The 18503-nt window shown below is 70.1% G+C and carries 16 protein-coding genes; 9 read left to right on the forward strand and 7 right to left on the reverse strand.

The annotated features are described in order from the left end of the window. Positions 1-90 precede the first annotated feature (90 nt). The 3 genes from ACG04Q_RS02380 to ACG04Q_RS02390 are packed head-to-tail and all read left to right on the forward strand — an operon-like array spanning position 91 to position 3904. Positions 91-540: a YciI family protein gene (locus ACG04Q_RS02380; RefSeq protein WP_394509214.1), complete on the forward strand. Its 450-nt coding sequence runs from the start codon at positions 91-93 to the stop codon at positions 538-540. A gap of 56 nt (positions 541-596) precedes the next feature. After that, entirely contained in the window at positions 597-2309 is a 1713-nt protein-coding gene (locus ACG04Q_RS02385; RefSeq protein WP_394509215.1) for an Hsp70 family protein, read from the forward strand. Between the two features lie 5 nt (positions 2310-2314). Beyond that, on the forward strand, positions 2315-3904 hold the full coding sequence (locus ACG04Q_RS02390) for a J domain-containing protein (RefSeq protein WP_394509216.1): 1590 nt from the start codon (positions 2315-2317) through the stop codon (positions 3902-3904). Here ACG04Q_RS02390 and ACG04Q_RS02395 read toward each other — a convergent pair. Both ACG04Q_RS02395 and ACG04Q_RS02400 read right to left on the reverse strand, forming a co-directional pair. Further along, positions 3896-5122, reverse strand: a complete 1227-nt coding sequence (locus ACG04Q_RS02395; protein ID WP_394509217.1) for a 6-phosphofructokinase — start codon at positions 5120-5122, stop codon at positions 3896-3898. The two genes, ACG04Q_RS02390 and ACG04Q_RS02395, sit on opposite strands and share 9 nt — an antisense overlap. A 73-nt stretch (positions 5123-5195) precedes the next feature. After that, positions 5196-5759 carry a hypothetical protein gene (locus tag ACG04Q_RS02400; protein ID WP_394509218.1) on the reverse strand — a complete coding sequence of 188 codons (564 nt, stop codon included), beginning with the start codon at positions 5757-5759 and terminating at the stop codon, positions 5196-5198. Between the two features lie 178 nt (positions 5760-5937). Here ACG04Q_RS02400 and ACG04Q_RS02405 point away from each other — a divergent pair, with 178 nt between their 5' ends. Then, positions 5938-7545 (forward strand): sensor histidine kinase, encoded by a 1608-nt coding sequence (locus tag ACG04Q_RS02405; protein WP_394509219.1) that lies wholly within the window; start codon positions 5938-5940, stop codon positions 7543-7545. Continuing rightward, entirely contained in the window at positions 7542-8249 is a 708-nt protein-coding gene (locus ACG04Q_RS02410; protein ID WP_394509220.1) for a response regulator transcription factor, read from the forward strand. The genes ACG04Q_RS02405 and ACG04Q_RS02410 overlap by 4 nt, the downstream gene beginning before the upstream one ends. A gap of 172 nt (positions 8250-8421) precedes the next feature. Here ACG04Q_RS02410 and ACG04Q_RS02415 read toward each other — a convergent pair whose 3' ends face one another. From ACG04Q_RS02415 to ACG04Q_RS02430, 4 genes are all read right to left on the reverse strand, one after another. After that, positions 8422-10638, reverse strand: coding sequence for a putative bifunctional diguanylate cyclase/phosphodiesterase (locus tag ACG04Q_RS02415; protein WP_394509221.1), 2217 nt, complete (start codon positions 10636-10638; stop codon positions 8422-8424). Positions 10639-10765: 127 nt separating this feature from the next. Then, positions 10766-13054, reverse strand: a complete 2289-nt coding sequence (locus ACG04Q_RS02420) for a YgiQ family radical SAM protein (RefSeq protein ID WP_394509222.1) — start codon at positions 13052-13054, stop codon at positions 10766-10768. Positions 13055-13136: 82 nt separating this feature from the next. Next, positions 13137-13352: a cold-shock protein gene (locus tag ACG04Q_RS02425; RefSeq protein WP_268166916.1), complete on the reverse strand. Its 216-nt coding sequence runs from the start codon at positions 13350-13352 to the stop codon at positions 13137-13139. Positions 13353-13481: 129 nt separating this feature from the next. After that, on the reverse strand, positions 13482-13706 hold the full coding sequence (locus tag ACG04Q_RS02430; RefSeq protein ID WP_394509223.1) for a (2Fe-2S)-binding protein: 225 nt from the start codon (positions 13704-13706) through the stop codon (positions 13482-13484). A gap of 107 nt (positions 13707-13813) precedes the next feature. Here ACG04Q_RS02430 and bfr point away from each other — a divergent pair, with 107 nt between their 5' ends. From bfr to ACG04Q_RS02450, 4 genes are all read left to right on the forward strand, one after another. After that, positions 13814-14290, forward strand: coding sequence for a bacterioferritin (gene bfr, locus ACG04Q_RS02435; protein ID WP_394509224.1), 477 nt, complete (start codon positions 13814-13816; stop codon positions 14288-14290). A gap of 233 nt (positions 14291-14523) precedes the next feature. Next, positions 14524-15123 (forward strand): RNA polymerase sigma factor, encoded by a 600-nt coding sequence (locus tag ACG04Q_RS02440; protein WP_394509225.1) that lies wholly within the window; start codon positions 14524-14526, stop codon positions 15121-15123. Further along, on the forward strand, positions 15120-15623 hold the full coding sequence (locus ACG04Q_RS02445) for a hypothetical protein (RefSeq protein WP_394509226.1): 504 nt from the start codon (positions 15120-15122) through the stop codon (positions 15621-15623). Before ACG04Q_RS02440 ends, ACG04Q_RS02445 begins: the two co-directional genes overlap by 4 nt. 18 nt (positions 15624-15641) lie before the next feature. Continuing rightward, complete coding sequence (locus ACG04Q_RS02450) at positions 15642-16757, forward strand: hypothetical protein (protein ID WP_394509227.1); 1116 nt, start codon at positions 15642-15644, stop codon at positions 16755-16757. Between the two features lie 30 nt (positions 16758-16787). Here ACG04Q_RS02450 and ACG04Q_RS02455 read toward each other — a convergent pair whose 3' ends face one another. Continuing rightward, positions 16788-18485, reverse strand: coding sequence for a flotillin family protein (locus tag ACG04Q_RS02455; RefSeq protein ID WP_394509228.1), 1698 nt, complete (start codon positions 18483-18485; stop codon positions 16788-16790). Positions 18486-18503: the final 18 nt, after the last annotated feature.

The following is an 18503-nucleotide window of genomic DNA, read 5'->3' on the forward strand; positions in this document are numbered from 1 at the left end:
AGGGGTCAGGCGCGGGGCAGGCGGCGGCGCACTCGGCACCCCGGCCGGGATGCGGTTCAATGCCTGCACCCCGACTCGCACGCCGACACCATGAAACTCGCCGCCGGCCTGTTCGCGCTGCTCAGCGCCCTTCCCCTGCACGCGCAGGAAGCCGTTGCCTACGACGCCGCCAAGGCCCAGGCCTGGGGCGCCAACGAGCAGGGCATGCGGGCCTACACCTTTGTGCTGCTGAAGACCGGCCCCAAGCGCATGCCCGACGGGCCCGAGCGTGACGCCATGTTCAAGGGCCACTTCGCCAACATCCAGCGCCTGGCCAAGGAGGGCCTGCTGGTGTACGCCGGCCCGCTGGACGGCGTGGACGGCTGGCGTGGCCTCTTCATCTTCGCCACCGCCGACCAGGACGTCGCGCGCAAGGCCGTCGAGACCGATCCCGTCGTCATCAACGGCGAGATGGTGGCCGAGCTGCACCGGCACTACGGCTCGGCCGCGCTGGTCGGCGTCAACGACCAGCACAACCGCCTCATCAAGCCCAAGCCTTGACGTGAGCACCGCCGGAAGCGGCTAAGCTGCCGCCCGTTCCAACGGGAGGCTCACCAATGATCCTGGGCATCGACCTGGGCACCACGCACAGCGCGGCGGCCGTGTTCCGCGACGGCGCACCGGTGCTGATCCCCAATGCCCACGGGGACTACCTGACGCCGTCGGCCGTCAGCCTGGACGAGCAGGGTCACACGCTGGTGGGCCTGGCCGCGCGCGAGCGTGCCGGCCTGCACGCTGAATCCACGGCGCTGGCCTTCAAGCGCTGGATGGGCAGCGACAAGCAGATCACGCTGCGCAGCGGCGCCCATGTCAAGACGCTGCGCGCCGAGGAGCTGTCGGCGCTGGTGCTGCAGACGCTGAAGGCCGACGCCGAGGCCTTCCTGGGCGAGCCGGTCACCGAAGCCGTCATCACCGTGCCGGCCTATTTCAACGAGGCCCAGCGCCGCGCCACGCGCACGGCCGGCGAGATCGCCGGGCTCAAGGTCGAGCGGCTGCTCAACGAGCCCACCGCCGCCGGCCTGGCCTACGGCCTGCAGCAGCGGCCCGAGCACAGCAGCTTCCTCATCTTCGACCTCGGCGGCGGCACCTTCGACGTGTCGGTGCTGGAGTATTTCGAGGGCGTCGTCGAGGTGCGCGCCAGCGCCGGCGACACGCGCCTGGGCGGCGAGGACTTCAGCCGTGCCATCGCGCAGCTGTTCGCCAAGCAGGTGGAGGGCCTGAGTGCCGACGAACGCGAAGCCTGGCTGGCCAGCGAGACCTGGTGGCGCCTGGCCGAGCAGGCCAAGCGCGACCTCGGCGAGCGCGACGGCACCGAGCTGCGCACCACCTGGCGCGACCGCCCGCTGAGCGCCTTCGTGACCCGTGCCGACTTCGAGGCCGCATCGGCTGAGCTGCTGCAGCGCCTGCGCCGCCCCATCGAACGCGCGCTGGCCGATGCGCAGCTCGACACCGCCGGCCTGGCCGAGGTGGTGCTCGTCGGCGGCGCCACGCGCATGCCCATGGTGCGCCAGCTCGTCGCGCGGCTGTTCCAGCGCCTGCCGCTGCGCACGCTGGACCCCGACCTCGCCATCGCGATGGGTGCGGCCGTGCAGGCCGGCCTGAAGGCGCGCGACGCGGCGCTGGACGACGTGGTGCTGACCGACGTGATGCCGTACTCGCTGGGCATCATCGCGGCCACCTCCATCGGCGACCGCATGGTCAGCGACCGCTTCTCACCCATCATCGAGCGCAACACGCCGGTGCCGGTGTCGCGCGTGGAGCAGTACCGCACGCTGAGCGACCAGCAGAAGGTCATCCTGGTGGACGTGCGCCAGGGCGAGTCGCCGGTGGGCTCGGAGAACCTGTCGCTGGGCAAGCTGGAGATCCCGATCGCGCCCGCACCGGCCGGCCAGGCCGGCGTGGACGTGCGCTTCACCTACGACGCCAACGGGCTGCTGGAGGTGGAGGCGCGCGACTTCCCCGGCGGCCAGCGGCATGAGCTGGTCATCGAGAGCCAGGGCGCGCGGCTGAGCGCCGCCGAGATTGCCGCCACGCGCGAGCGGCTGCAGGCGCTCAAGCGCCACCCGCGCGACGAGCAGGACAACCGCTACCTCATCGAGCGCGCCAAGCGCCTGTTCGAGGACCGCCTGGGCAACGACCGCGTGATGCTGCAGGACTGGCTGGCGCAGTTCGAGGCCGTGCTGCAGACGCAGGACGCCCGCGCCATCCGCCAGGCCCGCCAGCAGTTCAAGGACGCGCTGGACAGCATCGACACGTCGTTCAGGTTCTGAGCGCCATGTGGGAAGAAGACTGGGCCCGGCTGGGCATTGAACCGACGAACGATCTCGCCGCCATCAAGAAGGCCTACGCGTTGAAGTTGAAGACGACGCGGCCGGATGACGATGCCGAGGCTTACCAGGCGCTGCGGGGCGTGTATGAGCGGGCGCAGCAGTGGGCCAGGGCCCAGGAGTCCACGCACACGGAAAACGCGCCGCCTGCCTCCGCTGCGGTGGCGCCGATGGCTGACGACGTACTGCACACCACCGCCGCCCCGCCACCGGCATCCGCTTCGGAGACAGTCCGACAGCTGCACGCATGCTGGGAGCAGCAGGGAGCCCAAGCGCTGATGGCTCAATGGCCTGCACTGCGCTCGCTGCTGGACGCTCAGCCGCTGGCCGCAGGTGCCGAATGGTCCGCCCACTTCGCGCACTGGGTGGCGCAGCAACCGCATCTGCCGGACGCCTTCGTCGCGGCACTGAACGACCACTTCGGCTGGCAGGAGGACTTCCGCGTCGAACGGCAGATCGGCCCGCAGCTTGCAGAAGCCGTGCAGCAGGCCCTGCGCGAGCGCCAGGCCCAGCCAGCGCCAGTCAGCGAGGAACTGCAGCAACAGGTCAAGCCCCTGCGACAGCTGGACCGGCTGCGCAGCCGCGGCTCTGCGGGCTGGTGGCTAGCTCTGCTGCTGCAGCCCATGCTGGCACGGCTGCTGTCCGGCCTCGGGCCGCGCATCCTCGGGCAATGCGGCATCGACCTGGACATGCGCCGCTCCCTGGACAACCAGCTGCAGACCGCCTGGCTGATGCGCGCAGGCGTGCTGGCGGTGCTGGTGTTCGGGCTGTTCCTGCTGACGTCTGACGAGGGCGATCTGGCGACGCTGCGCATGACGATGTGGTGCCTGTGGGGCACCGGCTGGCTCGGCGCCAGCCATGTGCTGGGCATGTTCATGCATCACGGCGTGATGCTGCAGCGCACCGGAGGTCCTGCACTCTCGCTTCCCCTGCAGCGCTGGCGCCGACACGCACGCCAGCCGGCCGTGGGCCTGGGGCTGATCGTCGTGGCCGGCGTGCTGGCCGCATTCAGCTCCGAATGGAATCTCACGGCCTGGACGCTGCCCCTCAACGCACACACCGTCGGGCTGTTGCAGACCTTGCTGGACGCCACGCCCTGGGTGGTGCTGTGGCTGGGCGCGATGCTGGCCTGGCCGCTGCAGCCGATCTTCAGCCCGATCTGCCTGGGCATGCTCGTTCCGGTGGCGTCCTTGTTATTCCATTGGGCTTCGCCGAGCGACCCATGGGCCGCCGTGATGGCGATCGCCGTGCTGTACGTGCTGGTCGGCGCCGCCCGCTTTGAGGACAGGCTGGGCGGCAACGTCATGCTGGATGCCGTCTGTCGGCCCATCACCAACACGCTGGCGCTTGCCTGGCGCTGGGGCTGGCCGTTCGCGCTGCTGCCCAGCCTGCTCACGCTGGCCTACCTGTTCTCCGCGCGGCCGCACCCCGCGGTGTCCAGCCTCACGATGGTGTGGGTGCTGTCGACCCTGGCACTGCACCAGCTGCAGCACCGTGCCGAGGGCTGGGCACTGGCCCGCCTGGATCGCTCAGCCTGATCGGCCGCGGTTCAGCACCTTCGGCACCGGATTCGGCCGCAGCCGGAAAGCATCCGGCATGCCCGAGCCCAGCAGCGGCCGCAGGTAGAGGCGGAAGGCGTCGGTCACGTCGGTGCCGGCATCGTTGATGAAGACATCTTCCATCGTGCGCGTCTTGCCGGCCACGGCCGCCAGCGGCAGCAGCTCGTAATCCACCGAGTAGTAGCCAACGCGCTTGATCGCGACGGAGCCATCGCGGTCGCCGTGGAAGGCGTACTGCACGGCCTTCTCGCCCACCTCGCGGGCTTCGCGGGCGTCCACGTCGCTCACGCAGCCGAGGAAGCTGCGCTGCAGGTAGCCGAAGGTGTCGCCACGCACGCGTTTGATGCCCAGCTTCGCCTTGATCTCCTCGCACAGCAGATCGGCCAGTGCGCCGGTGCCGCTGAGCTGCACGTTGCCGTGCGCGTCGCGCTCCAGCTCGCCGGCGAGCTTCGCCAGCATCGGCGCGCCGGACGAATCGTGGATGCCTTCGCTGACGGCGATGACGCAGCGGCCGTGGCGCTCGTGCGTGGCTTTCACATCGCGCAGGAACTGCTCGGTGTCGAAGGCGCGCTCGGGCAGGTAGATGAGGTGCGGACCGTCGTCGTCGAACTTCTTGCCCAGGGCCGCGGCGGCCGTCAGGAAGCCGGCGTGGCGGCCCATGACGACGCCCACGTAGACGCCCGGCAGCGCGGCGTTGTCGAGGTTGGCGCCGGCAAAGGCCTGGGCCACGAAGCGCGCGGCAGAGGCGTAACCCGGCGTGTGGTCGTTGCCGACGAGGTCGTTGTCGATGGTCTTGGGGATGTGGATGCAGCGCAGCGGGTAGCCCGCCGCCTGCGCTTCCTCGGACACGATGCGCACGGTGTCGGACGAGTCGTTGCCGCCGATGTAGAAGAAGTGCGTGATCTCGTGCGCCTTGAGCACCGTGAAGATCTCGTGGCAGTAGGCGGCATCGGGCTTGTCACGCGTGGAGCCCAGCGCCGACGCGGGCGTGCCGGCCACCAGCTCGAGGTTGTGGCTGGTCTCCTGCGTGAGGTCGACGAAGTCCTCGTTGACGATGCCGCGCACGCCGTGGCGAGCGCCATAGACCTTGCCCACACCGGCCTGCCGTCGCGCTTCGAGCACGACGCCGACCAGGCTCTGGTTGATGACGGCGGTGGGACCGCCGCCCTGGGCGACGAGGATCTTCGCGAGAGGCATGGGCGCACTCCGGGCAATGAGGTCGCCGCAGTCTAAGCGTGCGACCTCCGCACGGCGAGCCCCGCCCTCACCCTCAGCGCGGCGCGTAGGGCAGCGACGAGTGGTGCACCACGATGCGCAGGCGGCCGGCGTCGTCCTTCACGTAGGTCCAGGTCTTGTCCACGGTCGTGACCTTGCCGTCCTTGCCGGTGAAGCTCACATTGCCCTGCGTGCTGGCCGAGTCGCCCGCGATGAAGATGGCGCTGTTGCTGACCTCGCAGCGCGTCCAGCCCTTCAGCGCGAAGCCCTCGTCCTTGGGGAAAGCCGGGTCGCCGCCGACGAAATAGGCCAGCGCACCGGCCTTGGTCGTGCGGAAGGTCTGCGGCGCGACGGTCAGCGTCGGCTTGAACAGCACCGGGCTCATCTGGTAGCCGTAGGCGGTGTCGATGACCTTCTCGGCCAGCGCCTTGGCCGCGGCCTGGCCGCCGCTGGCATGCGCAGCGCCGATGTCCAGCAGCGCCTTGCACCAGCCGGTCTGGGCGGCCAGCACCTCGGCCTGCGTGATGGCCCGGTTGGCCAGCGGCACCTCGGCCTGGGCAGGCAGCGCGGCAGCGGCAAGCACCGCGGGCAGGGCGAACAGGGACAGCGACTTCTTCATGACATGGCTCCTTGGGAAAACTCGGCACGGGTTGCGCCGTCCCGCCATTCGGCCCGCGGGCCATGAACTCGCCCTGGGGCGCTCGATGAGGCTGGGCTGACGCGGGCATGAACCGCGGCGCATGCGCTGTTCATCTGGCGTTCATGCAGGCGGCCTCACCGGCCGCGAGAATCCAGCCATGTTCGGACGTCGCCTGACCTGGGCCCTCATCTTCCTGGCTGCCGCAGCGGTCGCGCAATGCGCGTTGGCGCTGTGGTCGGTGCGCGTGGCCGAGCATCAGGTGCTCCGCGGGCGCGTGGCGGCCGACATCCAGCTCGGCTTCGCACAGCTGTCGGCCGACAAGCAGCGGCTGCGCGCCTGGGCTGCGCAGCGGGAGTTCGACGCGGGCGCCGAGCTGCCCGAACTGCAGCAGCTCGCCACCACCATGCGCGCCACGCTGGACCGGCTTGACCAGCTTGCCGAGCGCGCGGAGGCCCTGGACGACCGCCCGCGCGCCCGGGAACGCCAGCTGCAGCGGCGCGATGCGCTGAAGGTGCTGCGCCAGAAGCTAGACACCCTGGTGCCCCAACTGAGCGAACACCCGGTGCCGGGCAGCGGCAGCCCGGCCACGCTCTGGGCGGCGGCCAGCGAGCACTTCGACATGGCCCAGGGCCGCGATCTGCGCCGCCTGCTGGCGGAGAGCACGGCCCGCGAAGCGGAGACCGTGCGCGAGAAGCGGGACGACACCGACCGCGCCATGACGCGCATGCGCACGTTGTGGATCACGACGGCCGTCACCATCGGCGCCCTGGCGCTGGCGCTGGCCGTGTATTTCGCCCGCGCGCTGCGCCGCCCGCTGAGCGCGCTGCGGCAGGCGGCCGTGGCGCTGCAGCAGGGCGAGCTGGAGCACCGCATTCCGCTGCAGGGGCGCGACGAGTTCGCGCTGCTGGCAGGCAGCGTGAACGCCATGGCGGCCGAACTGTCGGCCCACCGCGAGCGCGACACCCAGCTGCGCCTGGACCTGGAACAGCAGGTGGCGGAACGCACCCGGGCGCTCAGCGACGCCCTGCAGGCCCTGCAGACCGCCGAGGAGCGGCGCCGGCGCCTGTTTGCCGACATCAGCCATGAGCTGCGCACCCCCACCACCGTGATCCGCGGCGAGGCCGAGGTCACGCTGCGCGGGCGCGACAAGCCGGTGGACGAATACCAGGGCGCCTTGCGCCGCATCGCCGACACGGCAGGTCAGCTCGGCCGTGTCATCGACGATCTGCTGACGGTGGCACGCACCGACATCGAGGCGGTCGACATCCGCCGCGTGCCGCTGGACCTGGGCCAGCCGATCCGGCAGGCGGTCGAGCAGGCGCAAGCCCTGGCCGCCGCGCAGGGCGTGGACCTGCCGGATGTCGACCTGCCCCTGCATGCCCTGCCGGTGAAGGGTGATGCGCAGCGCTTGCGCCAGCTGCTGATGGCCCTGCTGGACAACGCGGTGCGCTACTCCCACCCGCGTGGCACCGTGCGAGTAAGCGTGCAGGTGGTGGGCGACGCGCCCGGCTGCGCGGAGGTGCGCATCGAGGACGACGGCATCGGCCTCGCACCCGAGGACCTGCGGCGCGTCTTCGAGCACCGCTGGCGCAGCGAACGGGCCCGCCGCCACCGCGCCGACGGCAGCGGCCTGGGCCTGGCCATCGCCCAGGCCCTGGCCCGCGGGCATGACGGCGACGTGCGCCTGGCGCCGCGCCCGACGGGGGGCACCGTGGCCACCCTGACCCTGCCGCTGTGCGCGGCCGGCATGAGGGCCGCCGCATGAAGCTCATCGTGGCCGAGGACGATGCCCGCATCGCCGCCTTCCTGGAGCGCGGGCTGCGGGCCGAGGGCTACCACGTGCAGTTGGCCAGCACCGGACCGGAAGCCCTGGCCGCCGCGCAGGAAGCTGCCGGCAGCGATGCGCAGGCCGAGGACGCCCTGCTGCTGCTGGACCTGATGCTGCCGGGCATGAACGGATTGGAGGTCTGCCAGACGCTTCGCGCCGCCGGCGTCGGCATGCCCATCCTGATGCTCACCGCCCTGGGCTCGCTCGAGGACCGGGTCACCGGCCTGCGCACCGGGGCGGACGACTACCTCGTCAAGCCCTTCGAGTTCGAGGAGCTGCTGGCCCGCATCGAGGCCCTGGCCCGGCGTGGCCGCGGTCTGCGCCCGGCCCGCGCGGCGCAGCTGGTGGTCGACGACCTGGTGTTCGACCGGCAGCAGATGCGCGCCAGCCGGGCCGGCCGCGCCCTCACGCTCACGGCCCGCGAGCTGGCCCTGCTGGAGCTGTTGATGAGCGCGCCGGGTCGGCTCTTCAGCCGCGAGCGCATCCTGGCCACGGTCTGGGGCGCCAGCGAGGACCCGCTCACCAACGTGGTGGACGTGTTCATCCGGCGCCTGCGCGCCAAGATCGACGAGGGCCACCCGCGGCCACTCATCCACACCGTGCGCGGCATGGGCTACCGGCTGGAGGCGCCGGCCGCCTGAGAGGTTGAGAGTCTTTCACCCAGGGCCGCCTCGCACGCCAAAACGCCCTCGCCCGTCGTTGCAAATGCTCGCCATAGCCCGAGCTATGGCTGCGCTTTGCGCCTAGTTCGAGGGCGCTTTGACGCGCCTTTCTGGCACGGCCGAAAAACTCTCAACCTCTGAGGCCGTGGGCTCAGCGCTTCATCCAGGCTTCGAGCTCCTCGGCCGGCATGGGCTTGGCGAACAGCCAGCCCTGGCCTTCGTGGCAGCCCAGGCCGATGAGGTACTGGCGCTGCTGCTCGGTCTCGATGCCTTCGGCGATGACGGTCAGGCCCAGGCCGCGGCCCAGGTTGATGACCATCTGCGCGATGGTGGAGCCGGCGGTGGACGACTGCGCCTCCTGCACGAAGGCCCGGTCGATCTTGAGCCGGTCCACCTGCAGCTGGCGCAGCTGGCTCAGGGACGAGAAGCCGGTACCGAAGTCATCGATGGCCACCGAGAAGCCCAGCTGCTTGACGTCGGCCAGCACGCGCAGCACGAGCTCGGCGTCTTCCATGGCCATGGACTCGGTGATCTCCAGCTCCAGGCTCTGGCCGGCGGCGCCGGTGTCCTCCAGCGCGCGCGACAGCATGTCCAGAAAGCCCGGGTGGCGGAACTGCGCCATGGACACGTTGACGGCCATGCGGAACTCACCATGCCCCTGGGCCTGCATGCGCTTGAGCTGTGTGCAGGCCGTGCGCATGACGAACTCACCGATCGGGATGATGAGGCCGCTCTGCTCGGCCAGCGGGATGAACTGGTCGGGCGGGATGAAGCGGCCGTCCGTCGCACGCCAGCGCAGCAGCGCCTCGGCGCCGATGACGCGTCCGCTGACGATGTCCACCTGCGGCTGGTAGACGACGAACAGCTGGCTTTCCTCGAAGCCGGTACGCAGGCCCTTGAGCAGCTTGAAGCGCTCGCGCGCGTCGCTGCCCATGGCGGCCGAGAAATATTGGGATGAGCCGCGCTGCTGCTGCTTGGCGCGCTTGAGAGCGATCTGCGCATCCAGCAGCAGCTCGGAGCCGACGGCCGTCGATTCGCCCAGCCGCACCAGGCCGGTCGTGGCCGACAGCTGCAGCCGCTCGCCGGCGACGATGAAAGGGTCGGCGAAGACGCCGCTGACGGTCTCGGGGCAGACCTTGGCATGCTCGCCCAGCACACCGAAGGTGTCGGCGCCGACGCGGGCCATGGCCGTGTTCAGGCCCAGCATCTCGCTCAACCGATGCACGACGGCTTGCAGCACCTGATCGCCGAAGTGATGGCCGAAGGCGTCGTTGATGTCCGAGAAGTCGTCGATGTCGATCAGCGCCAGGGTGACGCCGGTCGGATCCTTCAGGTTCTTGTCGAGCAGCTCGACGAAGCGGTTGCGGTTGGGCAGGCGCAGCAACGGGTCGTTGTAGGCCTGGTCCAGCAACTGGCTGTACAGCACGACGTTCTCGAAGCCCACCGCGATGTTGGAGCAGAAGGCGCGCAGCAGCTGCTGGTCCAGCTCGTCGAGCTCGCGGCCGACGTCCACCAGCGCGGCCATCGCCCGGCCCTGACCCATGCCGAAGTACAGCACCGTGCCGTCGTCGTAGAGGTTCTTCTGCTCGCGCAGGCAGCGCTCCAGGCGGTCACGCACGGCGGGGATCTTGACCTGCGCCAGCGGCCGGTCGATGAGGCCGCTGTACTGGCCGGCAGCGGCGACGATGCGCACCTCATCGGCCGCCTCGCCATGCACCTGCGCACACACGAGGCCCTCGGGCAGGATGCCCAGCAACGCGCACAGCTGCGTGACGACACCTTCGGCGAAGCGCGACAGGCCGCGCATGCGCGACAGCGACGTGCTGCTGTCGACGATCATCTCCAGCCCGCGGCGGTTGGCCTCCAGCGCGCAGATCTGGCGGTACGAACGCACGGCCGCCGTGAGCACGGTGTACAGCCGCGTGCGCGTCAGCTCGGACTTGGTCTTGTAGTCGTTGATGTCATAGGCCTGCACCGTCTCGATCTCCGGTGCATAGCCGGGCTGGCCGGTGCGCAGCACGATGCGCACGGCATTCAGGCGCAGCTCCTCGCGGATGTGGCGCACCAGCTGCAGGCCGGCGTCCTCACTCTCCATGACGACGTCCAACAGCACGACGGCCAGGTCGTCCTCGCTGGCGAGCAGCTGGCGCGCCTGGGCGGCGGAGGATGCATGCAGAAAGACCAGGGGCTGGCCTTCGACCGTGAGGCCCTGCATGGCGAGTTCGGTGGCCTTGTGGACGTCGCCGTCGTCGTCGACGATGAGGATGCGCCAGGGGCGGTCGTGCGGGCGGTGGTCCAGCTCGTGGTGCTCGGGCTCGTCGAGCAGCTCGAGCAGATCGTCGTCAACGGCAGACGTGGTTTCTTGCATGGGGGCGAGGACTCCGGGCACGCGGGTTGCCGCGGCCGCGGCAGCCTCGTCGATCAGGACACGCAAGCGTAGTGCATCCACAGGCGCGCTGCCACGAAAAGCGCGGGCAAAAGCCCGCCCCCGCGGGTCAGCGCTTACCGGGTTTGCCCGGACGTCCGCCGATCGCGCGAGCCGCCGGTTTGGCGCCCGTCACCCGCGGCGGCAGCCCGGTGTGCTGTGTCAGCACCTGACCCTTGCGCGGCGCCGACGGCCGCGCCGCCACGGGCGACGGCGTCGAATTCTTGCGCCGCGCGCTCTCGTAGCTGCCGTCGGTGACGGGCTGGTAGGTCGGGATCAGGTGGTGCTTGCCGTTGCCGATGAGGTCGGCCCGGCCCATGGCCTTGAGCGCTTCGCGCAGCAGCGGCCAGTTGTTGGCGTCGTGATAGCGCAGGAAGGCCTTGTGCAGCCGGCGGCGGCGCTCGCCGCGCACGATGTCCACCTTCTCGCCGCGGCTCTCGTCGCGGCTGATGCCCTTGAGCGGGTTGCGGCCCGAGTGGTACATGGCCGTGGCCGTGGCCATGGGGCTGGGGTAGAAGGTCTGCACCTGGTCGGCGCGGAAGCCGTTCTTCTTCAGCCACACGGCGAGGTTCATCATGTCCTCGTCGCTGGTGCCAGGGTGGGCGGCGATGAAGTACGGGATCAGGTACTGCTTCTTGCCGGCCGCGGCGCTGGCGGCCTCGAACATCTGCTTGAAGCGGTCGTAGGTGCCGATGCCCGGCTTCATCATCTTGGACAGCGGCCCGCTCTCGGTGTGCTCAGGCGCGATCTTGAGATAACCGCCCACATGATGGGTGACCAGCTCCTTCACGTACTCGGGCGACTGCACGGCGAGGTCGTAGCGCAGGCCGGAGCCGATCAGGATCTTCTTGACGCCCGGCAGCGCCCGCGCGCGGCGGTACATCTTGATGAGCGGGTCGTGGCTGGTGTTCAGGTTCGGGCAGATGCCCGGGTAGACGCAGCTGGGCTTGCGGCAGGCGGCCTCGATCTCGGGGCTCTTGCAGCCGATGCGGTACATGTTGGCCGTGGGGCCGCCCAGATCGGAGACGATGCCGGTGAAGCCCTTCACCTTGTCGCGCATCTCCTCGATCTCGCGGATGACCGAGTCTTCCGAGCGGCTCTGGATGATGCGGCCCTCGTGCTCGGTGATGGAGCAGAAGGTGCAGCCGCCGAAGCAGCCGCGCATGATGTTCACGCTGAAGCGGATCATTTCCCACGCCGGGATCTTGGTCGCGCCGTCGTGGCTGCCGTTCTCGTCGGCGTAGCTGGGGTGCGGCGCGCGGGCGTAGGGCAGGTCGAAGACATGGTCCATCTCCGGCGTCGACAGCGGGATGGGCGGCGGGTTGATCCACAGGTCGCGCTCGATACCGTTGAAGTCGTAGCGCTGCACCAGCGCGCGCGCATTGCCGGGGTTGGTCTCCAGGTGCAGCACGCGGTTGGCGTGGGCGTAGAGCACCGGGTCGCTCTTCACCACCTCGTAGGCCGGCAGGCGCACGACGGTGCGCTCCCGCGGCGGCATGCTGATGCGGCCGGTCTTGTGGATGGTGATGGGCTTGGGCGCGTCCGGCTCGTCGCTGGTCGCGCAGGTCGTCTCCTGCTTGATCTCCTGGTAGGGGCTGATCAGCTCGTCGATGCGGCCGGGACGGTCCACCTCGGTGGAGTCCAGCTCGAACCAGCCGTCGGCCGACGAGTCGCCGTCGCGGCGCATGAAGGCGGTGCCGCGGATGTCGGTCAGGCTCTCCACGGGCTCGCGCCGCGCCAGCCGGTGGGCGATCTCGACGATGGCGCGCTCGGCGTTGCCGTAGACCAGCAGGTCAGCCTTGCTGTCCACCAGCACGGAGCGGCGCACCTTGTCCTGCCAGTAGTCGTAGTGCGCGATGCGGCGCAGCGACGCCTCGATGCCGCCGATGACGATGGGCACGTCCTTGAACGCCTCCTGGCAGCGCTGGGTGTAGACCAGCGTGGCGCGGTCGGGGCGCTTGCCACCTTCGCCGCCGGGCGTGTAGGCGTCGTCGCTGCGGATTTTTCGATCAGCCGTGTAGCGGTTGATCATCGAGTCCATGTTGCCGGCCGCGACGCCGAAGAACAGGTTGGGCTTGCCCAGCGCCTTGAACGCATCGGCGCTGTTCCAGTCCGGCTGCGCAATGATGCCGACGCGAAAGCCCTGGGCTTCCAGCGTGCGGCCGATGACGGCCATGCCGAAGCTGGGGTGGTCGACGTAAGCGTCGCCCGTGACGATGATGACGTCGCAGGAATCCCAGCCGAGCTGCTCCATCTCCTGCCGGCTCATGGGCAGGAAGGGCGCGGGACCGAAGCGCTTGGCCCAGAACGGGCGGTAGGCGGTCAGCGCCTTGGGCGCGGCAACAGGCAGAGCGGACATAGCCTTGGATTGTCGTTGGACGGGCCCTGAAAAGCACAAAGCCCGCTCAGCGAGCGGGCTTGGGGCGCGGGGCCGACGTGAATTACAGCGCGCGGATGTTCGCGGCCTGCAGGCCCTTGGGGCCCTGCTTCACTTCGAACTCGACCTGAGCGCCTTCGGCCAGCGTGCGGAAGCCGCCGTTGTTCTTGATCTCGCTGTGGTGGGCGAACAGGTCCTTGCTGCCGTCGGCGGGGGTGATGAAGCCGTAGCCCTTGCCGTCGTCAAACCACTTGACGATGCCGGTCTGCTGGGTGCTCATGAAGTTTCCTTGCGGTTGTCGTGCAGTGCAGTCCCGCCTAGAGCGGCTGCGACAACACAACGACTTCGGGCAAGGACCAACAAAAAAATGGCGCCATTCCTGGCGCCTGGGGCCGGATTCTAGCGGTGCTCAGGCGGCCAGCGCCTGGATGGCGATCGTCCGGCCGGCGCGGCCCGCCGCGGAGCAGCCGGCAACGCGACTGTCCTCGAAGACTTCCCGCGCGCAGTCGTGGCAAGCGCCGCAGGCCGTGGCCACGCGCAGGTCGTCCTGCAGGGCCTCGAAGCTCGGGCAGCCGCTGGAGGCGGCAATCGCGATGTCGCGGTCGGAGACGCGGTGGCAGACACAGACAATCATGGACACGAAGTCTAATGCGAATCGCTCTCATTTGCAAAAAGAGCGGTTTTGCGCAAGGGCTTTCGGTCGCGATACTGCCAACCAATTTCACGAATCTGGAGCCCGCCATGAAAGGCGACCCGCAAGTCATCGCGCACCTGAACGCCCAGCTCAAGCTGGAGCTGACCGCCATCAACCAGTACTTCCTGCACGCCCGCATGCTGAAGAACTGGGGCCTGATGAAGATGGCCAAGCACGAGTACGAGGAGTCCATCGAGGAGATGAAGCACGCCGACAAGCTCATCGAGCGCGTGCTGACGCTGGACGGCCTGCCCAACCTGCAGGATCTCGGCAAGCTCTACATCGGCGAGAACGCCGTCGAGACGATGGAGTGCGACCTGAAGATCGAGAAGACCGGTCACGCCCACCTGAAGGAAGCTGTCGCCTACTGCGAGAGCGTGCGCGACTACGTGTCCCGCGAGCTGTTCGTCGCGATCCTGGACGACACCGAGGAGCACATCGACTACCTGGAGACGCAGCTGGAGCTGGTCAACACCGTCGGCGTGCAGAACTACCTGCAGTCGCAAATGGGCAGCGACAGCTGACCCCTCGTCCAGTCTCGCCTCGCTGAACGCGGGCGAGTCTGGTCGGTCCCCCGAGGGGACGGCGATACACGCGGCATCGAGCCGCGTGCTCATCGCCAAATGGGCCGGCTTGGGGCGGCCCGGCGCTCGGCCCGAAGGCTGAGGTGCCAAAAGTGACAGCGGGATAGTCCGGAGTAACGTCTCCGCCCTCCTGCGCTCAATCGGGGCATGCAAGTTCTGCAGGCCCCTTTTTCATGCAGCCGCCGCTCATGAGCTGGCTGACGCGGCTCGGCTTCCTGGCCCCGGCCGCGGCGGGCTCGGACGAGTGCGCGCTGCTGGCGCGGCTGGCGGCCGGTGATGCCGACGCGCTGGCGCAGCTGTACCGGCGCGAGAGCGGCTCGGTCTACCGCTACGCGCTGGCGCTGGCCGGCGACGAGGCCGCGGCGCTGGACGCCGTGCAGGAAGCCTTTGCCCAGCTGCTGCGCGGCCCGCAGGGCTACCAGGCCGGCCGCGGCTCGCTGGGCGCCTACCTCGCCGGCATGGCCCGGCACCAGTTGCTCAGCCAATGGCGCGACCAGCGCCGCCACGTGCCACTGGACGACACCCTCGACAGCGAACCCGCGCCGGCCAGCGACGAACGGCTGGCGCAGGCGCAACGCGAGGACGGCCTGTGGGCCGCCATCCGCCGCCTGAGCTGGCCGCAGCGCGAGGCCATCACGCTCGTCGACCTGCAGGAGCGCAGCTACGAGGAGGCTGCCGCCATCGCCGGCACCAGCGTGGATGTGCTGCGCACGCGGTTGCACCGCGCGCGCCAGCGCCTGGCCGACCTGCTGGATGCCGGAGAACGACCATGACCCTGCCCGACGACACCCCGGCCTGGCTGCGCCCCGCGCGGGCCGACTTCGCGCGGCTGCAACCCGGCGCCGCGCAGGATGCCGCCGTGCTGGCGGCGCTGACCCGCCAGCTGCTGGCCCGCCCTGCCCCGCCCCCGGCGCCGCCGCTGCACGAGCCGCGCTGGTTGCGCCGGCTGGCCTGGGGCAGCGGCGCGCTGGGGACCGCGGCGGCCGCGCTGCTGAGCGCCGCGCTGCTGCTGGACCCGCCCGGCACCGGCCACGCCGCGCCGCTGGCCGGCGCCGGCAGCGGCTTCATCCCGCTGGTGCCGGACGGCGAGTTCCGCGCCGCGCTGGCCGCCGGCCGCAGCGCCGCCGTGTGGCTGCAGCCCACCGAGCTGCCGCGCGAACGCCTGGCGCTGCTGGGCCTGCCCTTCGACGCCGCGCGGGCCGACGAACTCGTGCGCGCCGAACTGATGTTGAACCCGAGCGGCCAGGTGCTGGCCGTGCGGCTGCTGAACTGACCCCGCTGGAGACCCCCAATGAAGAAACCCCTGACCTGCCTGTCGCTGTTCACGCTGGCCGCCTGCGCCGGCGCGCAGGATGCCGAGGCGCTGCGGCTCAAGGTCGAGCGCGACGTGGCCATCGCGCTGGCCGACGTGCCGGTGCAGTTGGCGCTGGGCGAGCGGGCGCTGGCCTTCGCTGGCCGTGAGCTGGAGGGCGAACGCGTCGTGAAGGGCGCGCCCTACTGCGCCACGGCCGTGCATGAGAACGTGCAGACGCTGGCCGACGGCAACCGCATCGTGCGCAAGCAGCAGAGCGAGCTGTGCCGCGACGGCGAAGGCCGCACGCGGCGCGAGGTGCAGCGCGAAGGCGGCCCCAAGGTCGTCTACCTGAACGACCCCGTGGCCGGGGAGAGCTGGGTCATCCACCCCGAGCAGAAGCGCGTGCAGCGGCTGCGCGGCCACGCCGTCGGCGGCCGCGGCAGCGACGACGAGGCCGCACAGGCCGCGTGGCAGGCGTCGATGCAGGACTGGGGCGAGCGCATGAAGGAGCAGGCCGCGCGCTGGCGGGAATGGGGCGCCCGCGTGGCCGAGCAGGCGCGCAGTGCCGATGCCGAGCGGGCGCGCGCCCACGCGCTGACGGGCGAGCCCGGCATCGTCATCGAGCGGGACGTCGTCGTGCCCGCACCGGCCGGCGCCAGCACGCCCGAGCGCCGCCGCGAGCTGCGCGTGCTGCGCGCCAGCGAGATGCCACTGCCGCCTGCCCCGCCCGCACCGCCCGCGCCCATGGCCGCTCCCGTACCGCCGGTACCGCCCGTGCCCCCGCTGCTGCTGCAGGGCCCACTGCTGCCACGCACCGGCGGCACGACGACGGCGCTGCCCGCAAAGGAGATCGACGGCCTGAAGGTCAACGGCGAGCGCACGACGTGGACCATCGCGGCCGGCAGGATAGGCAACGAGAAGCCCATCGTCATCAGCCGCGAGGTGTGGCGCTCGCCGGAGCTGATGCTGACCATTTCCAGCCGCGACGCCGACCCGCGCTCGGGCGAGCAGAACTACCGGCTGGAGAAGATCCGGCGCGGCGAGCCTGACCCCGCGCTGATGAAGCTCCCCGCGGACTACGCTGGCGCCCCCCGCCCAGTCGCGCGCCGCTGAACGCGGGCGCGCCGGCGCGCGCGTCCTGACTCAGTCCGCCGACGTCGGCGCCGCCGGCGATGCGGGCTTCAGCAGCCCGGCCAGGTTCTGCGCGATGCCGGTGATGCCCTGGTTGGACAGGCCGGCGTCCTGCATGACGGCGTCGACGATGGGCTTGGCGATCTGGTACTGCAGCGCCGAGTTCATGACCTGCTCGGGAAAGGTGCCGGCCACCGCCGCGCCGCCTTCGCCGCTCGCCGCGCCGCCCTGGCCCGGCATGCCGTTGACCGACACGATGCGGATGGAGTCGATGTTCTCCATCGGCTTGACGGCCTGGGCCAGGATCTCCGGCAGCTGCTGCAGCAGCTGCGTGCGCACCTGCAGGTCGATCTGCGCGGCGGACAGCATGTTCAGCGCCTCGTTGATCGCGCGGCGGCCTTCGGCCTCGGCAATCGCGGCCGCCTGCTTGGCCTTGGCCTCGATGGTCAGCGCCTCGGCACGGTCGATGGCGGCCTCCTTCTCGGCGGAGGCCGACACCTTCACGGCGATCGCGTTCTGCTCGGCGTCCTTGCTGGCCTCGATGAGCTGGATGGCCTTGTCCCGCTCGGCCACGGCCACCTGGCGCGCGGTGTTGACGGTTTCCTCGGCCTTCACGGCCTCGGCGCGGGCGAGGTTGGCGGCCGCATCGGCCTCGGATTGCTCGCGCGACTTCGTCGCGATCGCGATCTGCGTGTCCTGACGGGCGATCTCCACCTGCTTGCGCTGCTCGGCGCGCTTCAGCTCGGCCTGGCGCTCCTGCTCGATCTCGCGCGTCTGGATGACGAGGTTCTTCTCGATCTCCGCCGCCTTGATCTCGCGCTCGGCCTCGATGCGGCGCTGGCCGACCTGACGCTCGGCTTCGATCTTGACCGTCTCGGCCTCACGGTTGCGCTCGGCCTGCTGCGCAGCGATCAGCGCCACCTGCTCGGCACGCGCCACTTCCACCTCGCGCTTCTGGGCCAGCGTGGCGAACTCCTGGTCCTTCTCGATGGTGAGCTTCAGGCGGCTCGCCTCGAGGTTCTTCGTGCGCACCTGCACCTCGGTGTCCTGCTCGACGTCGTTGCGCTGCTTGCGGCGCGCCTCCGTCTGCTCGGTCAGGCGCGTCAGGCCCTCGGCGTCGAACGCATTGTTGGGGTTGAAGAACTGCTTGTCGGTCTGGTCCAGGCTGGTCAGCGAGACGGACTCCAACTCCAGGCCGTTCTTCTCCAGGTCCTCGGCGACGGCGTTCTGCACCGCCTGCACGAAGTCGCGGCGCTTGTCCTGCAGCTCCTGGATGGTCATGGTCGCGGCGGTGGCGCGCAGGCTGTCGACGAACTTGTCCTCCACCAGCGCCTTCAGCTCGTTGGGGCTCATCGTGCGCGTGCCCAGCGTCTGCGCGGCGGTGCTGACCGCCTCTTCGGTCTGCTTCACGCGCACGAAGAACGCGGCCGTCACGTCCACGCGCATGCGGTCCTTGGTGATGAGGCTCTCGCGCTCGCGGCGCAGCACTTCGAGCTTGAGCGTGTTCATGTTGACGAGCACGCACTCGTGGAAGACCGGCAGCACGATGGCACCGCCGTCCATGATGACCTTCTGGCCGCCCAGGCCCGTGCGCACGAAGGCGGTCTCCTTGGTGCTGCGCTTGTACAGCCGCGCGAAGACGAAGCCGATGGTCAGCAGGCCCAGCAGGCCGATGCCGGCGATGGCGGAAATCTCGATGAGGTTGTCCATGTTGTCTTTCAGCTCCCT

Origin of the sequence: Pelomonas lactea, from assembly GCF_043555885.1 — a bacterium.
Taxonomy (GTDB): Bacteria; Pseudomonadota; Gammaproteobacteria; order Burkholderiales; family Burkholderiaceae_C; genus Pelomonas; species Pelomonas lactea.